Here is a 22986-nt window from a genome sequence, read left to right on the forward strand (position 1 = left end):
TAAAATTTTAATATCAGGGGAAATAATATTTAGTAGTGTAATGTGGATGTATATTAGATGATAACTTTTGCTTATACCATACTTATTACCGCTATCCACAAGCTTGTTGAAAAAGTTATAAAAAGGATGTGAACAACTATCCACAGGTTATCCACATTCTGTGTATAAGTTTATATTCAATTTTGTTTTCCACAAGTGAAACATAAATATAATACCAAAAAAAAACCAATAAAGCAATGGAATTTCGACACTTATCCACAAAATCAACCTATTGTAGATAAAAAGCATCCACACTACTATATTTTGTGATTTACTTGTCAATAAGTGATGTGGATAGAAAAAAATGTCGAAAAAGGGCTGTGAAGACTTTGTGGATAAATAAGTAGTTTAATCACATTTTTTTAGGATCCGATGAAGGTAATTCTGCAGTTGATAGAAAATGTAGATTAACTGAATTTAAATTAATAATGTTTTACACACCGAAAACAAAATATGCGCTCGTGATTTTCGCTGCGGGCAGTTGCTTTCCGCGGGCAACGTCTCAGCCTCCTCGGAAGAAGGACACTTCCTGCGGGGTCTTCGCTTGTTGCTTTTCCCGCAGGACAAGGAAGGTTTCGACAGCGAAACATCGCACGAGGAAAAAGTGCCTTTCTTTTTCGAGGAGTCTACTGCCCTCCGCTACAATCACTTCATTTTTAATAGTTTCTTCTTATATAATGTTTAAAAGCACAAACCAGCGGAGGAAATACACGAAGACTCCTGCGGGAGGAAAAGCCTAGTTGAGACCCCGCAGTGCGTTAGCACGAGGAGGCTCAACAGCGCCCGCGGAAAGCGTAGTGTATTTCCGGAGCGGTTTTTATGCACTATATTGAATTAAACTAATCAGAAGTCTATCTATTTCGTTAAAAAATACATAAAGATGAAAGAACAAATAAAAAAAAAGATCAAATTTCAAAATTTACTATTGATTTTTGGTCATTTTTTCTGTTTAATTAATGAGGTAATCTCTTAAGAATGATGCTGTTGACAAATACAGTATAAATTCCGTATAATTACAAAGACTGTCTAATCGATAAGTTTAAGATATTATTTTAGATATTGAAGATTCCCTTAGGGAGGTGCAAGATACTATGAAAAGAACATTTCAACCAAATAATCGTAAACGTAAAAAAGTACACGGTTTCCGCGCACGTATGAGTACAGCTAACGGACGTAAAGTTTTAGCTCGTCGTCGTCGTAAAGGAAGAAAAGTATTATCTGCTTAGACCACTGAAAAAGTCAGTGGTCTTTTTCTCATTAAAAAAGACAATAATATGAATGATTTTATATACATAATGAAAAAAACAGGCCTGTAAGTGTTAGGTGGTAAAAATGAAGAAACAATATCGAATTAAAAAAAATAGCGAATTTCAACAAGTGTTTAATAAAGGAAAGTCTTTTGCTAACCGACAGCTTGTTATATACTATTTAGAGAGAACGGATCAAGTGCATTTTCGTATTGGATTATCAGTAGGAAAGAAAATAGGAAATGCAGTGACTAGAAATAGAATAAAGCGGTATCTTCGTCAAGCTTTTCAGGAGCTGGAGGAAAATATTAAATTTCCTTACGACATTGTTATTATTGCTAGAAATCAAACGAAAAATATGGAGTACGAAGAGATAAAGAAGAGTTTAATACATCTACTATATAAAGAAAAACTGTTAAAAAAGACGAACGACTAGTTTAGGATAGTATCCATAGTTGTTTTATTATAGAATAGCAATAGATATTATAGTGTCTCTATTTAAGGAGGAAAAGAATTTGCGTAAGAAGTATATGTTACTTCTGGTTATGATTGGACTTGTTGTCTTTCTATCCGGCTGTATGGAAGTTGACCAACCAATTACACCAGAAAGTGAAGGTATTTGGAATGAGATTTTTGTTTATCCGCTTTCATGGGTAATTATAAAAATCGCTGAGATTTTCAATAATAGCTATGGTTTATCCATTATTATTGTTACAATATTTGTCCGTTTAGTTATTATGCCTTTAAATATTAAACAAATTAAGAGTTCTAGGGCTATGCAAGAGGTTCAACCGAAGCTTCAAGAACTGCAAAAGAAATACAGTTCCAAGGATGCTAACACCCAGCAGAAATTACAACAGGAAACAATGAAAGTAATGCAAGAAAACAATGTTAATCCGCTTGCAGGATGTTTGCCGATTTTTGTACAAATGCCGATCTTTATTGCAATGTACCATGCCATTGTTCGTACAGAAGAAATCAGTAATTATAGTTTCCTTTGGTTCCAATTAGGTGAGCCGGATTATATTTTGCCAATATTAACTGCTGGATTTACATTTTTGCAACAAAAGTTGATGATGTCAACGAGTTCATCAGCTAATGCGAATCCGCAAATAGCAATGCAAATGAAGATGATGTTATATATCATGCCTATTATGATTGGGGTTATGGCCTTCTTCTTCCCGGCAGCGCTAGCATTGTATTGGGTAACTGGTAATATCTTTATGGTTGTTCAAACACTTTTAATCAACAAACCAATGATGGCTAAGGATAATGGGGGAGCTAAAAAGTGAAAGAACTAACTGCGCGTGGACAAACGGTGGAAGAGGCGGTCCAGTCAGCATTGAAGCAGTTAAACACCACGAGGGACCAGGTAGAAATTCAAATTATTGATGAAGGAAAAAAGGGATTATTAGGAGTTTTTGGTTCGAAGCCTGCGATTGTTAAGGTTTCGATTATAAAAAATCCAATAATTGAGGCAGAAAACTATATTAGAGAAGTAACAAGCAATATGAATGTAACAGTTAATATGCAGACATTGGTTGAAGCTAATCATGTTACTTTCAATCTTAGTGGAGAGAATATTGCACTGTTAATAGGGAAGCGCGGTCAAACTCTAAATGCACTGCAAAATTTACTGCAGCTTGTCATAAATAAAGAAAGTAAAGTATATTATACAGTAACGCTTGACGCTGAAGGATATCGTAGTCGAAGAAAAGAAACATTAGAAGCATTGGCATTACGAATGGCTGATAAAGCGATTCGTACGAAAAGAAAGGTTGCTTTAGAACCTATGCCTGCTTTTGAACGTAAGATTATTCATAACGCTTTGCAAAATAATCGTGAAGTCTCTACCTATTCAGATGGAGATGATCCGCATCGACATATTGTGATAAAACCATAGAAGTGAAAGGGTCTTGGAGGGTATTCCAAGATCCTTTCCTTTTTTTTATTGTCTGCGTGTTTTAAATCTATCGTGTCGGGTATCATTTTTATAAGAATTTCCTTTAAACACGTGCATGTTTTTAGAACTATAAATGAATACTAACGTTAATGTGCTGGAAAGGAGATTGTGATGTCGCATTTTACTGGAGAAATTGTTAGCGGAGAATTTGATCATACTAATGAATGTTTTTATTTAACGCAAGTCAAAAATTTGTATACACAGTCTAATATTTCAGAAAAGCAGCTAACAAATCTCTATCAATATTTAATGAAACAGGATGATAATTGTACTTTAACCATTAACGATCAGTTGCCAATCTTGCTGCAGGTGGAAGAAATAAACGATTTACTAAAGGATTTAAAAGCAATTATGAATGCAAAAGAATGGAAGGGAGTAAATTAAAAATGGCAAATAAAAGTCATAAAGATAAATCTATAGCAAATAGAACCTACCAGTACTCTGATTATTACAGTGATGATGATCTATCAAAAGGAATGGCAAAAACACATGAACAAGTGTCGGATGCTTATATGGAGGGAACTCTTGATCAAGATGTAACGGAAAATCGTACAGAGGAGTCCTTCCCGAGAAAAGGAAATCCAAATGGCAAGAAATAAAATACTAGTACCAGAAGCTAGGGAAGGGTTAAACCAGCTTAAAGCCAAAGTGAGTAACGCTGCAAGTCCGGAACAAGCTAAATATGAAGTAGCAAAAGAACAAGGTATCTCTTTAGAGAAGGGATACAATGGAAATATAAGAGCGAAAGATGCTGGGAAAGTTGGCGGTACGATCGGTGGGAGAATGGTAAAATCTTTAATTGAACAAGCAAAAACAGAATTAAATAAGAAGCACTGAGGACTTACAAATTAGTAAGTTCTCTTTTTATATTGTCTGTATTTCATGTTTTGTACCGGCATTTTCTTATCAAAAGCTGTTGATAATTTTTATATTGGCGTTATAATTAATTGTCCACATGTTGATAACTAATATTAAATAGAGTTAGAAATTGGTGTGTGTGGATAAGTTTATTTTTATCTAATTTTATGTTATCCTGTTTAGTTAGTGATGTTATTAAAAAATATGTTGATATAGATGAAAAATATTGTTGGAGGTGAACGGTATGATGGAAACAGATACAATTGCAGCAATTTCCACGCCGATTGGAGAAGGTGCAATAGCGATTGTTAGATTAACAGGGGAAGATGCTATACAGATTACATCAAAGGTGTTTAAAGGGAAAAATCTGCTTGAAGTGGATTCGCATACGATGAATTACGGAAAGATTATGGAACCAGAGACGCAGGAAATTGCTGATGAGGTCATGGTTTCTGTTATGCGTGCGCCGAAGACATTTACACGTGAAGATGTAGTGGAAATAAATTGTCATGGCGGAATGGTTGCTGTCAATCGTGTTTTGGAAATTGTGTTAAGTGAAGGAGCACGACTAGCAGAACCTGGTGAATTTACAAAACGTGCCTTTTTAAATGGGCGTATCGATCTGTCACAGGCAGAAGCTGTGATGGACTTAATACGTGCAAAAACAGATAAAGCCATGAATGTCGCCTTAAAGCAAATGGATGGGCGTTTGTCTGGATTGATTCAGCGCCTCAGACAAGATTTATTAGAAACGGTTGCCCATGTTGAGGTGAATATCGACTACCCAGAATATGATGATGTAGAAGAAATGTCACACGATATGATGCGCACGAAGACAAAAGAAGTACATGGAGAAATTGAAGAACTTCTTTCTGTAGCAAAACAAGGGAAAATTCTGCGTGAGGGTCTTGCTACCGCTATTATTGGAAGACCAAATGTAGGGAAATCTTCCTTAATGAATACATTAGTACAAGAAAACAAAGCGATTGTAACCGAAATCCCTGGAACGACACGCGATATAATTGAAGAATATGTCAATGTTAGGGGAGTGCCGTTACGCTTAGTAGATACAGCGGGGATTCGCGAAACAGAGGATATCGTGGAGCGTATCGGGGTAGAGCGATCCAGACAGGTGTTAAAAGAATCTGATCTTATACTATTTGTCCTAAACAATAATGAACCTTTAATAGACGAAGATTTAAAGCTATTTGAAGCAATTCAAGGGCTTGAATATATTGTCATTATTAATAAAACCGATCTAGAGCAAAAGCTGGATTTAGATAAAGTGAAGGAATTAGCAGGAGAACGATCCATAGTAGCTACTTCTCTTTTAAAAGAAGAGGGTGTAGACGAGTTGGAAAAGGCAATTGCGGATACTTTCTTTGCTGGTGAAATTGATACGGGTGATTTAACGTATGTTTCAAATGTAAGGCATATTCAACTCCTTAAGAAAGCCAAAAAGGCATTAGAAGATGCGATGGAAGGTTTAGAGCTTGGAATGCCATTAGATATTGTACAAATTGACGTAACAAGAACATGGGAATTTTTAGGAGAGATTATTGGAGATACGGCAAGTGATAGTCTTATCGATCAGTTATTCTCGCAATTCTGTTTAGGAAAATAAAATTAAACTTCGCTCATGGGAAATTCACTGAGTGGTATTATATAAAGAGACCCGCAGGCCCTTAGCAGGTTAACCTGCGATAAAAATAAAATGAAAGAAAGGAAGAATGTCCATGACTTACAATGCAGGTAATTATGATGTTATAGTCATAGGAGCCGGTCATGCAGGTGTGGAAGCTGGTGTGGCTGCAGCAAGAATGGGAGCTAAAACGTTAATGCTCACATTAAATCTAGATATGGTTGCTTTTATGCCATGTAATCCGTCAATCGGTGGACCTGCTAAGGGGATTGTTGTGCGTGAAATCGATGCCCTTGGTGGTGTAATGGGGAAGGTAATTGATAAGACTTATATCCAAATGCGTATGTTGAATACAGGAAAAGGACCTGCCGTACAAGCATTACGTGCACAAGCGGATAAGGCGCTTTACAGTATAGAAATGAAAAAATTAATTGAAAACGAAAAAAATCTAACGATTCGCCAAGGAATGGTGGAAAAACTAATAGTTGAAGATGGCGTATGTAAAGGTGTTATGACGGAAACGAATGCTGCGTATTATGCAAAAGCGGTTGTCGTAACAACAGGAACTTATATGCGCGGTAAAGTATTGATGGGGGATTTGGAATATGAAAGTGGACCAAATAATCAACGTCCTTCTGTTAAATTATCCGAAAATCTTCAAGAACTTGGTTTAGAACTTGTTCGTTTTAAAACAGGTACACCACCACGTGTGAATAGCCATACGATTGACTATTCAAAAACAGAAATTCAACCTGGTGATGATAAACCACAAGGATTTTCTTATGAAACAACAGAATTTATTACCGATCAAATTCCTTGTTGGCTTACCTATACTAATGAATTTACTCATGAAGTGATCAATAATAATTTAGGGCTTTCAGCGATGTACTCAGGTGCTAAACGTGGAACAGGCCCGCGTTATTGCCCATCAATCGAGGATAAAATTGTTCGTTTTAATGATAAGCCACGCCACCAAATCTTCCTTGAGCCAGAAGGAAGAGATACGGAAGAAGTATACGTTCAAGGATTATCTACCTCCTTACCAGAATCTGTACAGCATGAAATGGTCCATTCCATTCCAGGCCTGGAGAATGCAGAGATTATGCGTGCTGGCTATGCAATTGAGTATGATTCCATTGTTCCAACACAATTATGGCCAACACTTGAAACGAAGACAATATCAGGTTTGTTTACAGCTGGCCAAATTAATGGTACATCCGGATATGAAGAAGCGGCAGGCCAAGGAATTATGGCAGGAATTAATGCTGCACAAAAAGTGTTTGGTAAAGAACAAGTTATCTTAGATCGTTCTCAAGGTTATATTGGTGTACTAATTGACGATCTTGTGACAAAAGGTACGAACGAGCCATATCGTTTACTAACTTCTCGTGCGGAATATCGACTTTTATTACGTCATGATAATGCAGATCTGCGTCTAACAGAAATTGGTCGCCAAATTGGTTTAATTACAGATGAGCGCTATGAAAACTTCCAAGTGAAACAACAGGCAGTAGAAGAAGAGAAGAAACGCTTGAAGAAATTGACAATCAAACCAAGTGAAGCTGTAAATAAAATAATGGAGGAAGCGGGAGCAACTCCATTAAAAGAAGCAATTAAAGCTTATGATTTATTAAAACGACCTGAACTTGAGTACTATGATATCGAGCGCATGATTGACAAGAATACAGAAATCTCAAATGAAGTGAAAGATCAAGTAGGCATTCAAGTGAAATATGAAGGGTATATTAAGAAAGCAAATGAGCAAGTAGAACGCATGTTAAAGATGGAAGATAAAAAAGTACCAGACGATATTGATTATGATGCAATTAGTGGTTTAGCAACAGAAGCTCGACAAAAGCTAAAGAAAATTCGTCCATTATCGTTAGGGCAAGCTTCCAGAATCTCGGGAGTTAACCCAGCAGATATATCTATCCTGCTCGTTTATATTGAACAAGGTCACATTGCAAAAATTGCAAACTAAGGCCTAAAATAAGGGAGAACAAACATGAATCCAGAACAGTTTAAAGAGGCGTTAAAAGAAAAGGGAATAGAATTAAATGAAAAGCAGCTGAACCAATTTGAAACGTATTATAAGTTACTTGTTGAATGGAATGAAAAAATAAATCTAACTGCAATTACAGATAAAGAAGAGGTTTATTTAAAGCATTTCTATGATTCCATTACTGCTGCGTTTTATTATGATTTTTCTAATGAATGGGAGCTTTGCGATGTGGGTGCTGGAGCTGGATTCCCAAGCATCCCACTCAAAATTTGCTTTCCTCAGTTAAAAGTAACAATTGTAGATTCTTTGCAAAAGAGAATTGGTTTTTTAAATCATTTAGCTGCGGAATTAGGTCTAGAAAATGTTGCTTTCTATCATGATCGTGCAGAAAACTTTGGGAAAAATACTGAAACAAGAGAGAAATTTGACATCGTTACCGCTAGAGCAGTGGCACGTATGTCAGTATTAAGTGAACTTTGTCTTCCAATAACGAAGAAAAATGGTATGTTTATTGCGATGAAAGGTGCACAAGCATCTGAAGAATTAAACAATGCAAAACAAGCCATTGAATTGTTAGGTGGAGAATTACAAGATTCATTTTCATTTACTTTACCTAAAGAAGACAGTGAACGTCATATCATTTTAATTAGCAAGAAAAGAAAAACGCCAAAAAAATATCCTAGAAAAGCTGGTGTACCAAATAAAACTCCAATAGAGTAAAGGCGCACCAGCCTTTTTTAATTGGGCAAAATAATTAATAATTCTTTTCTGTGAGTAAATATGGTAAAATAAGATTACATATCGAGAATAACGGCATAGTATGATGCATAATATAATAGATTGGGTAGCTATATTTTTAACTGCTACCTTAATAAACGCACTAATAAGAGATCCGTTTTATCGCAAGTTTACTTCTGTAAAACTCTCTATTTCCAGAATTCGAGAGTAACAAGAATAGTAAGTCGGGAGTGATTCTGGTCAAAAGACGGATTCGTTCACCATACTCATACCCTTTTGGTGCTAACACTCAGTAGGGGAGAAAGGGATTCTCCACTGAGTGAAGTTTTACTTTAAATATTATTCTTTCAATTGTTTCACGTGAAACAATTTCATACATAGATAGGAACTACGTATTTTAAGATCATAAAGGTGGTGTCAAGTGGTGCATCCTTTTAATCGTATTTTTGGATTAGGTGATAAATCAACTGAAAAAGTTGAAGAAGTCTCCTATAATCCTGATGAAGTTGTCAAAATTCCTGTAAAAAATATTATTCCAAACCAGTATCAACCGAGGACTTTGTTTGATGAAGAGAAAATAAAGGAATTAGCCCAAACAATTCATACACATGGGATGATTCAACCAATTGTCGTTAGAAAAACGCAAGAAGATAAATATGAAATAATCGCTGGGGAGCGGAGATGGCGTGCTGTTCAGTCCTTAGGATGGGATCATATCTCCGCTATTATAAGAGAGATGACAGACACAGAAACCGCATCGGTTGCTTTGATTGAAAATCTCCAGCGGGAAGAATTAACAGTTATAGAAGAAGCGTATGCTTATGCCAAGCTATTGGAAATGCATTCATTAACGCAGGAAGCACTTGCACAGAGGCTGGGCAAGAATCAATCTACCATCGCTAATAAGCTGCGTCTATTAAAGTTGCCAGAAGAAGTACATGGAGCTTTAATGAATAAATCTATTACAGAGCGACATGCACGTTCATTAATAAAATTGAAAGATAAAGAAAAGCAGTTAGAAATACTGGAGCTTATTATAGAAAACGATTTAAATGTAAAACAAACAGAAGAACGAGTTGCAAAATTATTAGAACCAAAAGAAGAAACGAAAAAACGTCCAAGGTTAAAAGGGATTAATAAGGATATACGAATTGCCATGAATACAATACGCCAGTCATTAAGTATGGTAACGAAAACTGGGGTAGAAGTAGAGTCTGATGAAAAAGAATTTGATGAATACTATCAAATAACTGTAAAGATACCAAAGAAGAAATCATAAATATATTTTCATTTAGTGTAGTTAACCCATCTTTAATAAAAGGTGGGTATTTTAATATGAAGAAGATTAATAAAGTGAAGATAAAAGTTAAATTAGAATATCAAGTTTTGTGAAAAAATGCTAAAATAAAGTGTATATCAATTAGGAAGGTGTCTACATGGGGAAAATAATGTCCATCGCAAACCAAAAGGGAGGCGTTGGAAAAACGACCTCGTCAGTAAATTTAAGTGCTTGTTTGGCTTATTTGGGAAATAGGGTATTGCTTGTGGATACAGATCCTCAAGGTAATGCAACCAGTGGAGTAGGTGTAAATAAAGCTGACGTCAGTAAATGTATCTATAACATACTAGTTGATGATTTGCCAGCTGAGGATGTTGTTATTTCTACAAACATAGAAAATCTGGATATAATTCCGGCGACAATCCAATTGGCTGGTGCAGAAATTGAATTAGTTCCAGTTATCTCTAGAGAAATTCGATTAAAGAAAGCACTAGACAGTATGCAAGATTCATATGATTATATTATCATTGACTGTCCTCCATCATTAGGGTTATTGACGCTAAATGCTCTAACAGCTTCTAATACAGTTATTATTCCTGTTCAATGTGAATACTATGCTTTAGAAGGACTTAGTCAGCTATTAAATACGATCCGTCTTGTGCAAAAGCATTTAAACAAATCGTTAATGATTGAAGGAGTATTATTAACGATGCTTGATGCAAGAACAAATTTAGGAATACAAGTTATTGATGAAGTGAAGAAATACTTCCAAGACAAAGTATATCGTTCTATTATTCCAAGAAATGTTAGATTAGGCGAAGCTCCAAGTCATGGGCAACCAATCATTACATATGACCCTAAGTCTAAAGGGGCAGAAGTATACCTAGAATTTGCAAAGGAAGTGATGGCTAATGGCGAAAGGGTTGGGTAAAGGTATTAATGCTTTTTTTCCAGAGCTAGAAAAGGTAGATAATGATTCCGTCCAAGAACTTGCTATCACAGAGTGCAGGCCAAATCCATATCAGCCTAGAAAGACCTTTCATGCGGATACAATAGAGGAATTGAAAGAATCTATTTTAGAATATGGAATCCTTCAGCCTCTTATTGCTAGGAAAAGTATTAAAGGTTATGAAATTGTAGTTGGGGAGAGGCGTTTTCGAGCAGCGAAAGAGGCAGGATTGAAAACAGTTCCTGTTATTGTGAAGGAATTGTCAGACGAAAAAATGATGGAATTAGCGTTGTTAGAGAACCTTCAGCGAGAAGATTTAACGCCTATCGAAGAAGCTCATGCATATGCAAATCTAATTCAAGAATTAAAAATCACCCAAGAAGAACTATCAAAGCGCTTAGGGAAGAGCCGATCCCACATTGCGAATATGATTCGATTGTTATCCTTGCCGGAAAAAGTTGTTGCCTTTATTAATAATGGCGAATTATCTATGGGGCATGGAAGAGCACTTCTTGGGTTAAAGGATAAAGAACGATTACTTCCATTAGTTAATAAAATAAGAAATGAAAAGTTAAACGTTCGACAAGTCGAGAAATTAATTCATGCACTAAATCAAACTCCTGAAAAGAAGAAAGAAAAGCCGAAAAAGGATGTTTTTATTACAGAAAGAGAATCCGTTCTTCGCGATAGACTAGGGACGGCAGTTACCATTCAACGTGGGAAGAGAAAAGGCAAGATTGAAATTGAATTCTATAACGATGATGATCTAGAGAGAATTATTGATTTATTAAATGAATAGATGCTACAGAGTGTATGAAAAATCATGCGCTCTTTTTTAATACCATAAGGTGAAAGTTCACTCAGTGGGGGAGAGAGTACATCTAGTTTAACTGCGATAAACTTTTATTGCTTGCTGCAATAGAATTGGGATAGAATAAAGAAGTAATGATTTATCTAATTTAGATGGAAGATAAAATTGGCGTAGAAGTACTTTATGTTCCACGTGAAACATTAAAATAAAAAACGAATATACATAATATGGAGTTGTGGCGAGTGGCTTTAACAGGAACCTTAATAAATGGTTTATTAATTGTAATTGGTAGTTTGCTTGGTCTGTTTTTCACTAGAATTCCTGAACGATATAAAGAAACTGTGATGCATGGAATCGGATTAGCTGTATTTCTAATTGGTTTACAGATGGCGATGAAATCAGGGGAAATCATTATCGTATTATTAAGCTTGCTTTCTGGAGCAGTTGTCGGAGAGTTGCTTCGTATTGAAGAAGCACTGAATCGTTTCGGAACATGGATAGGAAGTAAATTTAGAAATTCAAATGATAATATTAGTGTTTCCCAAGGATTTGTCACTGCGACATTAATTTTCTGTATTGGTGCAATGGCCATTATTGGGGCGCTAGATAGTGGAATTAGAGGGGACCATAGTGTTCTAATCACAAAAGGAGTCATAGATGGTTTTACTGCTCTCGTACTCACTACAACATTAGGGATAGGGGTAATTCTTTCTATTATTCCACTTATCATATATCAAGGAGCTATCGCACTTTTTGCAACTCAAATAGATAGATGGATTCCAGAAACGTTGTTAAATGGCATAATTAACGAAGTGACCGCTGTTGGTGGATTACTCATTATAGCGATTGCTTTAAATATGTTAAAAATAACAAAGATAAGAATTGGTAATCTATTACCTTCGATTATCACTGTGGTTATCATCTATTATCTTTATACCTTATTATAATCAAATAGATTAATAGAATAAGAAAGAAACAAACGATTAGAGGGTAAAAGAATGAAAAGTGTACTGAAATTTCTATATGAGGGAATCATGCTTCTTCTTGTTATGTTGACGATTGTTTCAATTTGGTCTGAAGATAATATTAGTGATAATATTAATTGGATAATTTGGGCCATCTTTACCACTGACTTTGCCATCCGTATGTATTTCACGAAAAATCGCTGGAAGTTTTTAAAAGAGAACCCTTTTTTAGTGTTAGCCATTATTCCGTTAGATCAGTTCTTCCAGCTATCACGTATTGTCAGGGTTATTTATCTGTTTCGTATTAAGACAATTACGAAATACTATGTTTCACCCTATATAGAAAGATTGACGTACAAATCGAAGACTATGGTATTCACCCTTGTAAATGCCTTTTTAGTCGTAGAGGCGCTCTATATTTGGTATAAAGAACAATCGGTATCGAACTTCTTTGAAGGGCTGTATGTTACTTATGGAAATTTATTGTTTTTTGGGCGAGAGATATTTGAAATAAATGATACCATTTCAGTTTGGAGTTTAACGGCAACATCCATTATTGGAGTCATTGTACAAGGACTTGCCTTACAGTGGCTATTTACAAAACTAGAAGTCTATTATAAAGATGCAAAACAAAAGTATAAGGAAATAAGACAAAAAAGGGCTTAGATATTTAAGAGTTGGACAATAATTGAAAGAGGGTATTATTAAAGAAAAGCAGCTGTTAAAAATGACAGGCTGCTTTTTCCCACTTCTATATAAATCGTTTTTCTTCATGTTTAGAAACGATAGCTGACATAGCATAATTATATTTCAGACATTGATCTAATTGTTCGATCACCAGACTAATCTGTTTAGCCATATCCATTACGATGGATAGCCTTGTGTTTTGCAAGACTGAATACTCCATAAATCCGCCTATATTGACTACTCCTGTAATATGGATATCCCCAACTTCAGGCAGCGGTTTATTTAAAGCAGCACCTGGTTTTAAAGGGCCTTTTGCAGCAATAATATGGCCAATTGAGCTATTCTTTCCTAAACAAGCATCAATAGCAATAATAAAAGGTTTCCGATGGTTTGAGTCAATATCTATTAGTGTTTCTTTTAAATTGGTTGCATGGACGGGCTGATGTACAGTGCCATACACAGTTAGATGCTTTGGTTTCATTTCAGTCAAGAAGGTTCCTGTTAAAGGTCCAAGTGCATCTCCTGTAGAACGATCCGTCCCAACACAGACGATAATATATTCACGCGGGAATTCTGGAAGCCATGAAATAATTTTTTCACTCATTGACTGATATAAGGCTGGGTCTTTGTAGAGCATACGAAATTGATCATTAAAATTACTAAATCTATTCTTTAGATTCATAGCTTATCCTCCAAAATCATATTGGTATAGTATACGGATTTTTTGAAACATATATACATCAATTCTGAAAATATTGGAGGATAAGTAATGTGGAGAGCGGGATTTAAATGGATGTTTTTAATCATAGGAACAACTATTGGTGCTGGTTATGCCTCGGGGAGGGAATTATGGCAATTTTTCGGGCATGAAAGTGGACTGGCTATTCTATTATTTTCTATCTTTTTCACGATATCCTGTATCGTCATTATGTTGATTAGCCGCAGAAGGAAATCGACACACTATTTGCCAGTATTAAGGGAGATTGTTGGGGAAAGATTGGCCAAGTTTTATGATGTCATCATATTTTTCTACCTTTATACAACCACAGCGATAATGATTGCTGGAAGTGGTGCGACAGGGCAGGCCTTTAATTTTTCAAAATGGTGGGGAATAGCTGTTATTATTCTAGCTTTATTTTTTTTGTTTATAAAGGGCATAGATGGGCTGTTATCTATCAATCAAATCATTCTTCCATTGTTAATTGGAGGACTTCTTTTCATCTTGCTGCTCTTTACGATGGATCAAGAATTGCATTTATTCTCCCACATCCATGAGCAAAGAAACTGGACAGCTGCATTTCCATTTACTGCTCTAAATTTATTATCGATTATTGCTGTATTGGGTGCGATAGGGGACAAAATAAAAACAAAGCAGGAAATTATCATTGCATGTGTAGGAAGCGGAGTCATTTTAGGGGTTATTTCTTATATCTATAATAATAGCTTAATTCAAATTGCAGATGAAATCCTATTATACGAAATTCCTTTATTCGCCATTTTAAAGGATTATCCTTTTGAAATTCTTATTTTTATGTCCATCATGCTTTGGTTTGCGATTTTTACTACATCTGCAACTGGGCTATTAGGAATTGTTAGTAGAATTCAGGATAAAATGAACAAGCCGTTTATTTGGATTGTAATGATTACACTAATAACGATGATCCCTTTTACCTTAATTAGTTTTTCCACATTAATTAATTATCTTTATCCTGCATATGGAATATTAAATTTATATGTGTTAACACGTCTTCTGCTGCTTCCTTTTTCCAAAGACGTTTATAGATGATTGGTAATAAAGTACTTGCTTCGTTAATAATCCAATTATATAAGGATAAAAAGAAGATTTAGACAAAAATATCGGTTATAATAGAAGCAAAAAGGAAGGAGATGACATTTTGGTAGATAAGGAATTTGGGTTAAATGATATCGTGTTAATGAAAAAGCCTCATCCCTGTGGAGAGAATCGCTGGAAAATCATACGAATGGGGATGGACATTCGTATAAAATGCTTAGGCTGTGACCATAGTGTTATGCTCCCAAGACGTGAGTTTACAAAGAAAATGAAGAAGGTGCTTGAAAAGGCACCGAATTAATCTTGTTTTTCCGGTTTGTCATAGACGAATAAGTAATAGAAATGATAAAATAAGTTATATTAGACAATGGGAAATTAATAAACGATAAGCAGAAAATGCAAAAATAGGTAGTTTTGTATTACCTATTTTTGTTTTTTATGTGTTTGTCTTTTTATTTCATACTATCTATAATTAGATTAATGAACGCGTTCTAATGAAAGAATCCTTAAGGAGTGGAAATACACATGGCGTTAACAGCAGGAATTGTTGGATTACCAAACGTTGGGAAATCAACCCTTTTTAATGCAATTACACAGGCTGGGGCAGAAGCAGCAAACTATCCATTTGCCACGATCGATCCGAATGTTGGTATTGTAGAAGTTCCAGACGAGCGTTTAAATAAATTAACAGAATTAGTAAAGCCGAAAAAAACAGTACCTACTACCTTTGAATTTACAGATATTGCTGGAATTGTAAAAGGAGCAAGTAAAGGGGAAGGACTTGGTAATCAATTTCTATCACATATCCGTCAAGTAGATGCGATTTGCCAAGTTGTTCGTTGCTTTGTTGATGAGAATATTACACATGTTTCAGGTAAGGTTGATCCCATTGAAGATATTGAAGTTATTAATTTGGAATTAATCTTAGCTGATTTAGAGACGGTAAACAAGCGTATTCAGCGAGTAGAAAAACTTGCAAGACAAAAAGATAAAGAAGCTGTAGCGGAGTTCAGTGTTCTTTCCATTCTTAGGGACGGATTAGAAGAGGAAAAGCCTGCTCGTGCATTAGAATTTTCCGAGGAACAATGGAAAGTTGTCAAAGGGTTGCATCTACTAACAAGTAAGCCAATATTATATGTTGCCAATGTTGGAGAAGATGAGGTTCAAGATGCCGATTCGAATGAAAATGTACAGAAAGTTAGAGAATACGCAGCAAAAGAAGATGCGGAAGTAATTGTTATCTGTGCTAAAATAGAAGAAGAAATATCTGAACTAGATACAGATGAAAAAGCAATGTTTCTAGAGGAATTAGGGATTGAAGAATCAGGGTTGGATAAGTTAATTAAGGCCTCTTACAGCTTACTTGGACTTGCTACATACTTTACTGCAGGGGAACAAGAAGTACGAGCTTGGACGTTCCGTAAAGGAATAAAAGCACCACAAGCGGCTGGTATTATTCATTCTGATTTTGAAAGAGGCTTTATTCGTGCAGAAACAGTATCTTATAAGGATTTGGTGGAAGCTGGTTCAATGGTTCATGCACGCGAAAAAGGGAAGGTTCGATTAGAAGGTAAAGAATATCTTGTTCAAGATGGTGACGTCATACATTTCCGATTTAATGTGTAGGTTGAGTGAAAAGGTAACTATTCCAGGTGTATAAATGATTAATGGATCTCTCGAATGCTTGTTTTTTTAAAAAAGATTTGGTATAATACTACATTGTGAGTAATTAGTTTATCAATTGCTCCTTGCTCTTATGAAAATAAGGGCCGCTAAGACCAAAAGGAGGTGTAACGGATGAGAAAATACGAAATCATGTATATCATCCGCCCAGACATGGAAGAGGAAGCTCAAACAGCTTTGATTGAGCGTTTCAACGGAATTTTAACTGACAACGGGGCGGAGATTGAAAAAGTTGAAGAAGTAGGTAAAAAACGCCTAGCTTATGAAATCAACGACTATCGTGATGGATATTACGTTTTGATTAACTTCAGCGGAGACGAAAAATCAGTAAATGAGTTTGACCGTCTAGCTAAGTTCAGCGACGATATTATTCGTCATATTGCAGTTCGAGAAGATGATAAATAATAAGGAGTGGTTCTGATGTTAAATCGTGTCGTATTGGTAGGCAGATTAACGAGGGATCCTGAATTACGTTATACACCAAACGGAGTAGCAGTAGCTAATTTTAATATAGCTGTAAATAGACCTTTCACGAATCAACAAGGAAATCGGGAAGCTGATTTCATAAATGGTGTGGTTTGGCGCAGACAGGCAGAAAATCTAGCAAATTACATGAAAAAGGGTAATTTGATTGGAGTCGATGGCCGTGTACAGACGCGTAACTACGAAGGACAAGATGGGAAAATGGTTTATGTGACAGAAATTGTTGCAGAAAGCATCCAATTCCTTGAATCAAAAGGCTCTTCTGGTGGTGGAAACAACACATCAGGATATCAACAAAACCAGAATCAGAACCAGAACCAATTTAATCAAAATAACCAATTCCAACCAAATCAAAATCAACCAATGGAGGACCCATTTAAAGATAATGGGGAACCTATTGATATATCAGATGATGATTTACCATTCTAATTCTCTAAGTAAAGGAGGGTATTCAAATGGCAGCTCGTCGTGGACGCGCAAAGCGTCGTAAGGTGTGTTTCTTCACAGCGAACGGAATTACACACATTGACTACAAAGATGTTGATTTGCTAAGACGTTTCATTTCTGAACGTGGAAAGATTCTTCCTCGTCGTGTAACTGGAACTTCTGCAAAATACCAACGTAAGCTTACTAAAGCAATCAAACGCGCTCGTCAAATGGCTTTATTGCCATACGTAGCAGACTGATTTAAAAAAAGCCCCAAAATCAAACCTGTTTCAGGAGATTTTGGGGCTTTTCTTTTACTGTTTATATGTATGATTTATTGCTTTTTTAGTCTTTAGCAATTGATAGAAAATGTTGATTAACTTAATCCAAAATAGTAGGTAACTCCGCTACGGAAATACACTACGCTTTCCGCGGGCGCTGTTGAGCCTCCTCGAGACTAACGTCCCTCCGGGGTCTCAACTAGGCTTTTCCTCCCGCAGGAGTCTCCGTGTATTTCCTCCGCTGGTATGGTGCCACAGAGGGAAACACAACTCTACATATCAAGTGATTGTAGCGGAGGGCAGTCGACTCCTCGAAAAAGAAAACCACTTTTTCTTCGTGCGATGTATCGCTGCCGAAGCCTTCCTTGTCCTGCGGGAAAAGCAACAAGCGAAGACCCCACAGGAAGTGTAAAGGAACAAAGGCTAAGAACGCCACGTCCTGTGGCAACGCCTTTATGACCAACATCCTGTTGGCCCGAGGCTGAGACGTTGCCCGCGGAAAGCGTACTGCCCGCAGCGGAAATCAGGCGCATTATTCCATGGTGTTTCCGGAGAATGCACTATTTCCGTTCTCTTCTCTTTGGATAAATTGATATCATTCTAACAAGTAAAATAATAGTGTAGAGGAAAGCGGCAAATAAATAAATATCATTTACTGGAAAAGCTAGTGAAAGAACGATATATAAGAGAAATGGTATAGTAGTTGTAAAAGAGCACATCTTCCATAAAAGCGAATAATGCAGTTTACGTTTCATGATTTTCGCAATCAAGGATCCTATGTATGCGATAAGGGATAAAGTAATAAATATAATTACGGTTAATGGGAGATAATAAAACATAAAAAAGTAAATGAACGTAAAAGCAACGTTCATTTCAGAACCAAACCCATTTGATATCGTTAATCTTTCAATTAATGAGGGAATAGAAATAATAAAGATGAGAATAAAGTTATAAACAACAGCAATATCCAAACCTACTCTATTTAATTGAAACATTGCATCTTTTTTAGGTAATTTAATACTATTTACTAATACACGCCAAAATATCATGTAGTTCATTCCTTCATGCTTTTCTATATTATTATTATAGTAGAAATACTATATAAATGCTTTAAAAAAGTAGAATGCCTAGTTGCTGTGAATTAGTAAAAAGTAACAACGAATTTCGGAACACGATGCGTTATAATGGAAAAAGTGATACTGGATATTGGGCCTCGAGAAAGGTCTTTTATAACAACATAATACATCGAATTCATGTTATGATTGTATAATGAAGAAATGAACTGTAATAATTGGACGAGGTGTTTTATGAATCAATCAAAGAAATTAACGGATGGTGCATTACTTTTAGCAATTTTTATAGTACTGCTCTTTATTACTATATTTATTACGCCTATAGCGATATTTAGTGCGTTCTTCTTACCGTTGCCTTTTATTATGTATGCATCCAGACATGGTTTTAAGCCATCCATCATTTTTTTAATAGCAGCTGTTGCTTTAACGGCGTTATTTTTCTCTATTTTTTCCATTTTTACGCCTATATTAATGGGGCTTGGTGGAATAATGATAGGTACTGCCATACGTAAAGATTTCTCGGCATATGAAGCATTGGCTAGAGGAACGTTTGGATTTATTATTGGATTATTATTCTTATATGCAGGTTCACAAGTACTATTTGGGGTGAACTGGATTGGGGAATTTAGAACAATCTTTACAGAGTCTGTAGAAATGAGTACGGAGTTAGCAGGACAATTCACTACAGAAGAACAAATCGATCAATTTGAAAGCACGATTCAAACGTATATTACCTATATGACAAACTTAATTCCTGTCTTTTTAATTATGGCTGGATTTATTTTGGCACTTATTAGTCAATGGATTGGCTTTAAGTTTCTTAATCGTCTAGATAAAAGGGAACTAAGGTTTCCTCCATTTCGTACATTGCGTTTTCCAAAAACGATTATTTGGGTTTACTTTATAGCACTTTTATTATCCTTTTTTGTCACAGATACGTCGAGTATGTTTTTTGTTATTATTCAGAACGCACAAGTACTCCTAGGCGCCGTATTAGTTATCCAGGGTTTTTCATTGATTTTCTTTTATACGCACCATAAAAAAATTTCGAAGGCTATCCCTGTTTTATTTATTATCCTAACTATACTATTTCCACCATTTCTTCTTCCTTTCATAAGGATATTAGGTATAATTGATATAGGAATGAATCTGAGGGATACCATCGTAAAGAAAAGATAAACAGAGTAAAACACTAGGGTAAATTGGCAAGATGGTGCTTTATAGGAGCTGAGAAAAATGCCAGATATTCAGAGAAAACCTAAACTTAGCAGACACTTATGGGTGATTTATTCATTATCCATAATCCTGCTTGCATTTCTATGGTATTTTGAATGGGTGCTAGGGCTCATCATGACCTTATTCTTAGCTGCCTCCTTTTATTATACGATTCTTACAGAAAAAACACTGTTGGATGAAACAGAAGCATATATTTCTGCTATTTCCCATCGTATAAAAAGAGTTGGAGAAGAAGCCTTATTAGAAATGCCTTTTGGAATTATTCTCTATAATGAAGATTACAAAATTGATTGGGCAAATCCTTATATGAATAAGTTTAGTGAGGATGATACGTTAGTCGGAGAGTCGCTTCAAGTTTTATCCGATAACATGATTCCTTTGATTAAAGAAAACAAAGAGGAAATTTGGATAGAAATAGAAGGATTTAAGTTTTTAACGTTGATAAAAAAAGATGAACGACTTATCTATTTCTTAGACCGAACCAAACAAGCTGAAATTGAAAATTTATACCAAAGTGAACAAACGGTACTTGCTTTTATTTTCCTCGATAATTACGAAGAAATAACACAAAACATGGATGATACTGCAAAAAGCCAATTAAATTCAGAAGTAACATCTGTACTTAATAATTGGGCTCATGAGTATGGCTTATATTTGAAACGGACCTCTCAAGAACGGTTTCTAGCTGTTGGTACTAAGCAAATACTTGAGCAGCTGGAAAAAGCCAAATTTGACATCTTAGATGAAGTAAGAGAGCTTAGGGAACAAAATAATCCTGTTACTCTTAGTATTGGAATTGGAACGGGTGAAGTAGACTTACCAGAACTAGGGGAGCTTGCTCAGTCGAGCCTGGACTTAGCACTTGGCCGCGGTGGTGACCAAGTGGCAATTAAGCAGGAGAATGGTAAAGTTAGATTCTATGGCGGGAAAACAAACCCAATGGAAAAACGCACAAGAGTACGAGCACGAGTGATTTCCCATGCGCTAACTGAACTTATTAAAGTAAGTGATAATGTTATTATAATGGGGCATAAATCACCGGATATGGACTCTGTCGGTTCTGCTATAGGTGTGTTAAATATTGCCAAAACGAATAATATCAATGGCTATATTGTCCTTGATTCAGATGATATAGACACTGGGGTTTATAGACTAGTGGATGCCTTAAAAGCGGATAATGAGATATGGCAACACTTCATTGAGCCGTCAGAAGCGGATGAATTGATGACCAATCGAAGTTTATTAGTCATTGTAGATACACATAAACCTGCCATGGTCGCTGATTCTGGTCTGCTTAGCAATACGGATTATAAAGTAGTAATTGATCATCACCGCAGAGGAGAAGATTTTATTGATAATCCGACGCTAGTTTACATGGAGCCATATGCTTCTTCTACAGCAGAGTTAGTAACAGAGCTTCTGGAATATCAACCAAAAGGGATGAAGCTAAAAATGCTGGAGGCTACTGCACTTCTTGCTGGTATTATAGTAGATACGAAGAGCTTTACCCTCAGAACAGGGTCAAGAACATTCGATGCTGCGTCCTATTTGCGCTCTAAGGGCGCTGATACCGTTTTAGTACAGCAATTTATGAAGGAAGACCTTTCTTTATATGTGAAGCGCAGTAAGCTTATTGAACGCGCAGAAGTATATCGTGACGCCGTAGCTATTTCCAAAGCTGAAACTGGCTTAACCTATGGTCCTGTTCTAATTGCCCAAGCAGCAGATACGCTGCTCACTATGACTGGAATAGATGCTTCCTTTGTTATTTCTGAAAGAGAAGATGGGAGAGTTGGGATTAGTGCCAGGTCCTTAGGAAATGTAAATGTCCAGCTTATTATGGAAAAAATGGGCGGAGGCGGCCATTTAACGAATGCAGCAACGCAAATAGAAGAAACAACTATAGAAGATGCTGCCACATTATTAAAAGAAATCTTAGATGAGTACTTCGAAGGGAGAGAAACATAGATGAAAGTTATTTTTCTGAAAGATGTTAAAGGTAAAGGAAAAAAGGGAGAAGTAAAAAACGTTTCTGATGGGTATGCTCGTAATTATCTCCTGAAGAATAATTTAGCAGAGGAAGCTACTCCTGGAAGTTTAAAGGTACTAGATGCCAAGAAACGCAAAAATGCAGAATTAGAGCAACAAGAAAAAGATGAAGCAATTGCTTTAAAAGAAAAATTTGAGAAAATCAATGTAGAGATAAAAGCAAAAGCTGGCGACGGTGGCAGACTGTTTGGTTCTATTACCAGCAAGCAAATTGCAGAAGCTCTGAAGAAACAACATGGATATAAAATAGATAAACGCAAGATGGATTTAGACCAGCCAATCCGAGCACTCGGATTGACAAATGTACCGGTGAAATTACATCCGGACGTTACTGGAACGATTAAAGTACATGTAGTGGAACAATAAGAATGAAGGAAGTGAGAGAAATCGGTTCATAGCCGATTTCTTCTATTCTTGCAACAATTAATCTATTATTATTGGTGTGCAATTTAGATAGACTTCTGATTAGTTTGATTCAGTATATTTCTGCATAAACATCTGGAAACACACTGAAAATATGCGCTCGTGATTTCCGCTGCGGGCAGTACGCTTTCCGCGGGCAACATCTCAGCCTCGGGCCACCAGGATGTTGGTCATAAAGGCGTTGCCACAGGACGTGGCGTTCTTAGCCTTTGTTCCTTTACACTTCCTGCGGGGTCTTCGCTTGTTGCTTTTCCCGCAGGAGTCGACTGCCCTCCACTACAATCACTTTATATAATTGGGAGGTGTTTCCACTTTCCAATGTTTAAAGATTAGAAAGCACAATTCAGCGGAGGAAATACA

Annotated in this window: 26 protein-coding genes; 24 read left to right on the top strand and 2 right to left on the bottom strand. The window is 36.1% G+C overall.

All coding sequences use genetic code 11. The features are described from left to right. Positions 1–1130 precede the first annotated feature (1130 nt). From rpmH to D8M04_RS16890, 15 genes are all read left to right on the top strand, one after another. On the top strand, positions 1131–1265 hold the full coding sequence (gene rpmH / locus D8M04_RS16820; protein ID WP_121524573.1) for a 50S ribosomal protein L34: 135 nt from the start codon (positions 1131–1133) through the stop codon (positions 1263–1265). Positions 1266–1371: 106 nt separating this feature from the next. Continuing rightward, positions 1372–1722, top strand: a complete 351-nt coding sequence (gene rnpA, locus D8M04_RS16825) for a ribonuclease P protein component (protein WP_121524574.1) — start codon at positions 1372–1374, stop codon at positions 1720–1722. Positions 1723–1816: 94 nt separating this feature from the next. Next, positions 1817–2578, top strand: a complete 762-nt coding sequence (gene yidC / locus D8M04_RS16830) for a membrane protein insertase YidC (RefSeq protein ID WP_425464036.1) — start codon at positions 1817–1819, stop codon at positions 2576–2578. Further along, the gene (jag, locus tag D8M04_RS16835; RefSeq protein WP_121524576.1) at positions 2575–3189 is read left to right on the top strand and encodes an RNA-binding cell elongation regulator Jag/EloR; all 615 of its coding nucleotides are present in this window, start codon (positions 2575–2577) and stop codon (positions 3187–3189) included. The genes yidC and jag overlap by 4 nt, the downstream gene beginning before the upstream one ends. Positions 3190–3360: 171 nt before the next feature. Beyond that, positions 3361–3633 (top strand): hypothetical protein, encoded by a 273-nt coding sequence (locus D8M04_RS16840; RefSeq protein ID WP_121524577.1) that lies wholly within the window; start codon positions 3361–3363, stop codon positions 3631–3633. Between the two features lie 2 nt (positions 3634–3635). Continuing rightward, positions 3636–3848 carry a YozQ family protein gene (locus tag D8M04_RS16845; RefSeq protein ID WP_121524578.1) on the top strand — a complete coding sequence of 71 codons (213 nt, stop codon included), beginning with the start codon at positions 3636–3638 and terminating at the stop codon, positions 3846–3848. Next, positions 3835–4086 (top strand): alpha/beta-type small acid-soluble spore protein, encoded by a 252-nt coding sequence (locus D8M04_RS16850; RefSeq protein ID WP_121524579.1) that lies wholly within the window; start codon positions 3835–3837, stop codon positions 4084–4086. The genes D8M04_RS16845 and D8M04_RS16850 overlap by 14 nt, the downstream gene beginning before the upstream one ends. Before the next feature lie 268 nt (positions 4087–4354). Beyond that, positions 4355–5731 (top strand): tRNA uridine-5-carboxymethylaminomethyl(34) synthesis GTPase MnmE, encoded by a 1377-nt coding sequence (mnmE, locus tag D8M04_RS16855; RefSeq protein WP_121524658.1) that lies wholly within the window; start codon positions 4355–4357, stop codon positions 5729–5731. A gap of 112 nt (positions 5732–5843) precedes the next feature. Next, positions 5844–7730, top strand: a complete 1887-nt coding sequence (gene mnmG, locus D8M04_RS16860; RefSeq protein WP_121524580.1) for a tRNA uridine-5-carboxymethylaminomethyl(34) synthesis enzyme MnmG — start codon at positions 5844–5846, stop codon at positions 7728–7730. 24 nt (positions 7731–7754) lie between these two features. After that, complete coding sequence (rsmG, locus tag D8M04_RS16865; RefSeq protein ID WP_121524581.1) at positions 7755–8471, top strand: 16S rRNA (guanine(527)-N(7))-methyltransferase RsmG; 717 nt, start codon at positions 7755–7757, stop codon at positions 8469–8471. A 439-nt stretch (positions 8472–8910) separates the two neighbouring features. Next, entirely contained in the window at positions 8911–9768 is an 858-nt protein-coding gene (gene noc / locus D8M04_RS16870) for a nucleoid occlusion protein (protein WP_121524582.1), read from the top strand. 157 nt (positions 9769–9925) lie between these two features. Continuing rightward, positions 9926–10699 carry a ParA family protein gene (locus D8M04_RS16875; protein WP_121524583.1) on the top strand — a complete coding sequence of 258 codons (774 nt, stop codon included), beginning with the start codon at positions 9926–9928 and terminating at the stop codon, positions 10697–10699. After that, the gene (locus tag D8M04_RS16880) at positions 10680–11516 is read left to right on the top strand and encodes a ParB/RepB/Spo0J family partition protein (protein WP_121524584.1); all 837 of its coding nucleotides are present in this window, start codon (positions 10680–10682) and stop codon (positions 11514–11516) included. The genes D8M04_RS16875 and D8M04_RS16880 overlap by 20 nt, the downstream gene beginning before the upstream one ends. A gap of 254 nt (positions 11517–11770) precedes the next feature. Further along, entirely contained in the window at positions 11771–12475 is a 705-nt protein-coding gene (locus D8M04_RS16885; protein WP_121524585.1) for a DUF554 domain-containing protein, read from the top strand. 51 nt (positions 12476–12526) lie between these two features. Beyond that, on the top strand, positions 12527–13159 hold the full coding sequence (locus D8M04_RS16890) for a transporter (protein WP_121524586.1): 633 nt from the start codon (positions 12527–12529) through the stop codon (positions 13157–13159). Between the two features lie 85 nt (positions 13160–13244). Here the strand turns inward: D8M04_RS16890 and yyaC are convergent, their stop codons facing one another. Continuing rightward, the gene (yyaC, locus tag D8M04_RS16895) at positions 13245–13862 is read right to left on the bottom strand and encodes a spore protease YyaC (protein WP_121524587.1); all 618 of its coding nucleotides are present in this window, start codon (positions 13860–13862) and stop codon (positions 13245–13247) included. Between the two features lie 87 nt (positions 13863–13949). Between yyaC and D8M04_RS16900 the strand changes: the two genes are divergently transcribed. The 6 genes from D8M04_RS16900 (at position 13950) to rpsR (ending at position 17824) form a co-directional block, all read left to right on the top strand. Then, positions 13950–14966 (top strand): YkvI family membrane protein, encoded by a 1017-nt coding sequence (locus tag D8M04_RS16900; protein WP_121524588.1) that lies wholly within the window; start codon positions 13950–13952, stop codon positions 14964–14966. 109 nt (positions 14967–15075) lie between these two features. After that, positions 15076–15273, top strand: a complete 198-nt coding sequence (locus D8M04_RS16905) for a DUF951 domain-containing protein (protein WP_187695462.1) — start codon at positions 15076–15078, stop codon at positions 15271–15273. A 224-nt stretch (positions 15274–15497) separates the two neighbouring features. Further along, complete coding sequence (gene ychF, locus D8M04_RS16910; RefSeq protein ID WP_121524590.1) at positions 15498–16598, top strand: redox-regulated ATPase YchF; 1101 nt, start codon at positions 15498–15500, stop codon at positions 16596–16598. Between the two features lie 171 nt (positions 16599–16769). Beyond that, complete coding sequence (rpsF, locus tag D8M04_RS16915) at positions 16770–17060, top strand: 30S ribosomal protein S6 (RefSeq protein WP_121524591.1); 291 nt, start codon at positions 16770–16772, stop codon at positions 17058–17060. 15 nt (positions 17061–17075) lie between these two features. After that, entirely contained in the window at positions 17076–17567 is a 492-nt protein-coding gene (ssb, locus tag D8M04_RS16920) for a single-stranded DNA-binding protein (protein WP_121524592.1), read from the top strand. A 26-nt stretch (positions 17568–17593) separates the two neighbouring features. Then, the gene (gene rpsR, locus D8M04_RS16925) at positions 17594–17824 is read left to right on the top strand and encodes a 30S ribosomal protein S18 (protein ID WP_121524593.1); all 231 of its coding nucleotides are present in this window, start codon (positions 17594–17596) and stop codon (positions 17822–17824) included. Between the two features lie 581 nt (positions 17825–18405). Here rpsR and D8M04_RS16930 read toward each other — a convergent pair. Next, positions 18406–18894 (bottom strand): DUF1189 family protein, encoded by a 489-nt coding sequence (locus D8M04_RS16930; RefSeq protein ID WP_121524594.1) that lies wholly within the window; start codon positions 18892–18894, stop codon positions 18406–18408. Positions 18895–19152: 258 nt separating this feature from the next. Here D8M04_RS16930 and D8M04_RS16935 point away from each other — a divergent pair, with 258 nt between their 5' ends. The 3 genes from D8M04_RS16935 to rplI are packed head-to-tail and all read left to right on the top strand — an operon-like array spanning position 19153 to position 22569. Next, on the top strand, positions 19153–20097 hold the full coding sequence (locus D8M04_RS16935) for a YybS family protein (protein WP_121524595.1): 945 nt from the start codon (positions 19153–19155) through the stop codon (positions 20095–20097). A 57-nt stretch (positions 20098–20154) separates the two neighbouring features. Continuing rightward, complete coding sequence (locus tag D8M04_RS16940; protein WP_121524596.1) at positions 20155–22122, top strand: DHH family phosphoesterase; 1968 nt, start codon at positions 20155–20157, stop codon at positions 22120–22122. Beyond that, the gene (rplI, locus tag D8M04_RS16945) at positions 22123–22569 is read left to right on the top strand and encodes a 50S ribosomal protein L9 (protein WP_121524597.1); all 447 of its coding nucleotides are present in this window, start codon (positions 22123–22125) and stop codon (positions 22567–22569) included. Positions 22570–22986: the final 417 nt, after the last annotated feature.

It is taken from the genome of Oceanobacillus piezotolerans, from assembly GCF_003665065.1.
Lineage (GTDB): Bacteria > Bacillota > Bacilli > Bacillales > Amphibacillaceae > Oceanobacillus > Oceanobacillus piezotolerans.

Excerpts from the sequence above, each read along its gene's own strand:
- mnmG (WP_121524580.1), top strand. The coding sequence starts at position 5,844 with ATGACTTACAATGCAGGTAATTATGATGTTATAGTCATAGGAGCCGGT.
- rnpA (WP_121524574.1), top strand. The coding sequence starts at position 1,372 with ATGAAGAAACAATATCGAATTAAAAAAAATAGCGAATTTCAACAAGTG.
- rpmH (WP_121524573.1), top strand. The coding sequence starts at position 1,131 with ATGAAAAGAACATTTCAACCAAATAATCGTAAACGTAAAAAAGTACAC.
- D8M04_RS16875 (WP_121524583.1), top strand. The coding sequence starts at position 9,926 with ATGGGGAAAATAATGTCCATCGCAAACCAAAAGGGAGGCGTTGGAAAA.
- ssb (WP_121524592.1), top strand. The coding sequence starts at position 17,076 with ATGTTAAATCGTGTCGTATTGGTAGGCAGATTAACGAGGGATCCTGAA.
- D8M04_RS16840 (WP_121524577.1), top strand. The coding sequence starts at position 3,361 with ATGTCGCATTTTACTGGAGAAATTGTTAGCGGAGAATTTGATCATACT.
- D8M04_RS16850 (WP_121524579.1), top strand. The coding sequence starts at position 3,835 with ATGGCAAGAAATAAAATACTAGTACCAGAAGCTAGGGAAGGGTTAAAC.
- D8M04_RS16900 (WP_121524588.1), top strand. The coding sequence starts at position 13,950 with ATGTGGAGAGCGGGATTTAAATGGATGTTTTTAATCATAGGAACAACT.
- mnmE (WP_121524658.1), top strand. The coding sequence starts at position 4,355 with ATGGAAACAGATACAATTGCAGCAATTTCCACGCCGATTGGAGAAGGT.
- ychF (WP_121524590.1), top strand. The coding sequence starts at position 15,498 with ATGGCGTTAACAGCAGGAATTGTTGGATTACCAAACGTTGGGAAATCA.
- D8M04_RS16935 (WP_121524595.1), top strand. The coding sequence starts at position 19,153 with ATGAATCAATCAAAGAAATTAACGGATGGTGCATTACTTTTAGCAATT.
- yidC (WP_425464036.1), top strand. The coding sequence starts at position 1,817 with ATGTTACTTCTGGTTATGATTGGACTTGTTGTCTTTCTATCCGGCTGT.
- rpsF (WP_121524591.1), top strand. The coding sequence starts at position 16,770 with ATGAGAAAATACGAAATCATGTATATCATCCGCCCAGACATGGAAGAG.
- rpsR (WP_121524593.1), top strand. The coding sequence starts at position 17,594 with ATGGCAGCTCGTCGTGGACGCGCAAAGCGTCGTAAGGTGTGTTTCTTC.
- D8M04_RS16940 (WP_121524596.1), top strand. The coding sequence starts at position 20,155 with ATGCCAGATATTCAGAGAAAACCTAAACTTAGCAGACACTTATGGGTG.
- D8M04_RS16845 (WP_121524578.1), top strand. The coding sequence starts at position 3,636 with ATGGCAAATAAAAGTCATAAAGATAAATCTATAGCAAATAGAACCTAC.
- rplI (WP_121524597.1), top strand. The coding sequence starts at position 22,123 with ATGAAAGTTATTTTTCTGAAAGATGTTAAAGGTAAAGGAAAAAAGGGA.
- rsmG (WP_121524581.1), top strand. The coding sequence starts at position 7,755 with ATGAATCCAGAACAGTTTAAAGAGGCGTTAAAAGAAAAGGGAATAGAA.
- D8M04_RS16930 (WP_121524594.1), bottom strand. The coding sequence starts at position 18,894 with ATGATATTTTGGCGTGTATTAGTAAATAGTATTAAATTACCTAAAAAA.
- yyaC (WP_121524587.1), bottom strand. The coding sequence starts at position 13,862 with ATGAATCTAAAGAATAGATTTAGTAATTTTAATGATCAATTTCGTATG.
- D8M04_RS16890 (WP_121524586.1), top strand. The coding sequence starts at position 12,527 with ATGAAAAGTGTACTGAAATTTCTATATGAGGGAATCATGCTTCTTCTT.
- D8M04_RS16880 (WP_121524584.1), top strand. The coding sequence starts at position 10,680 with ATGGCGAAAGGGTTGGGTAAAGGTATTAATGCTTTTTTTCCAGAGCTA.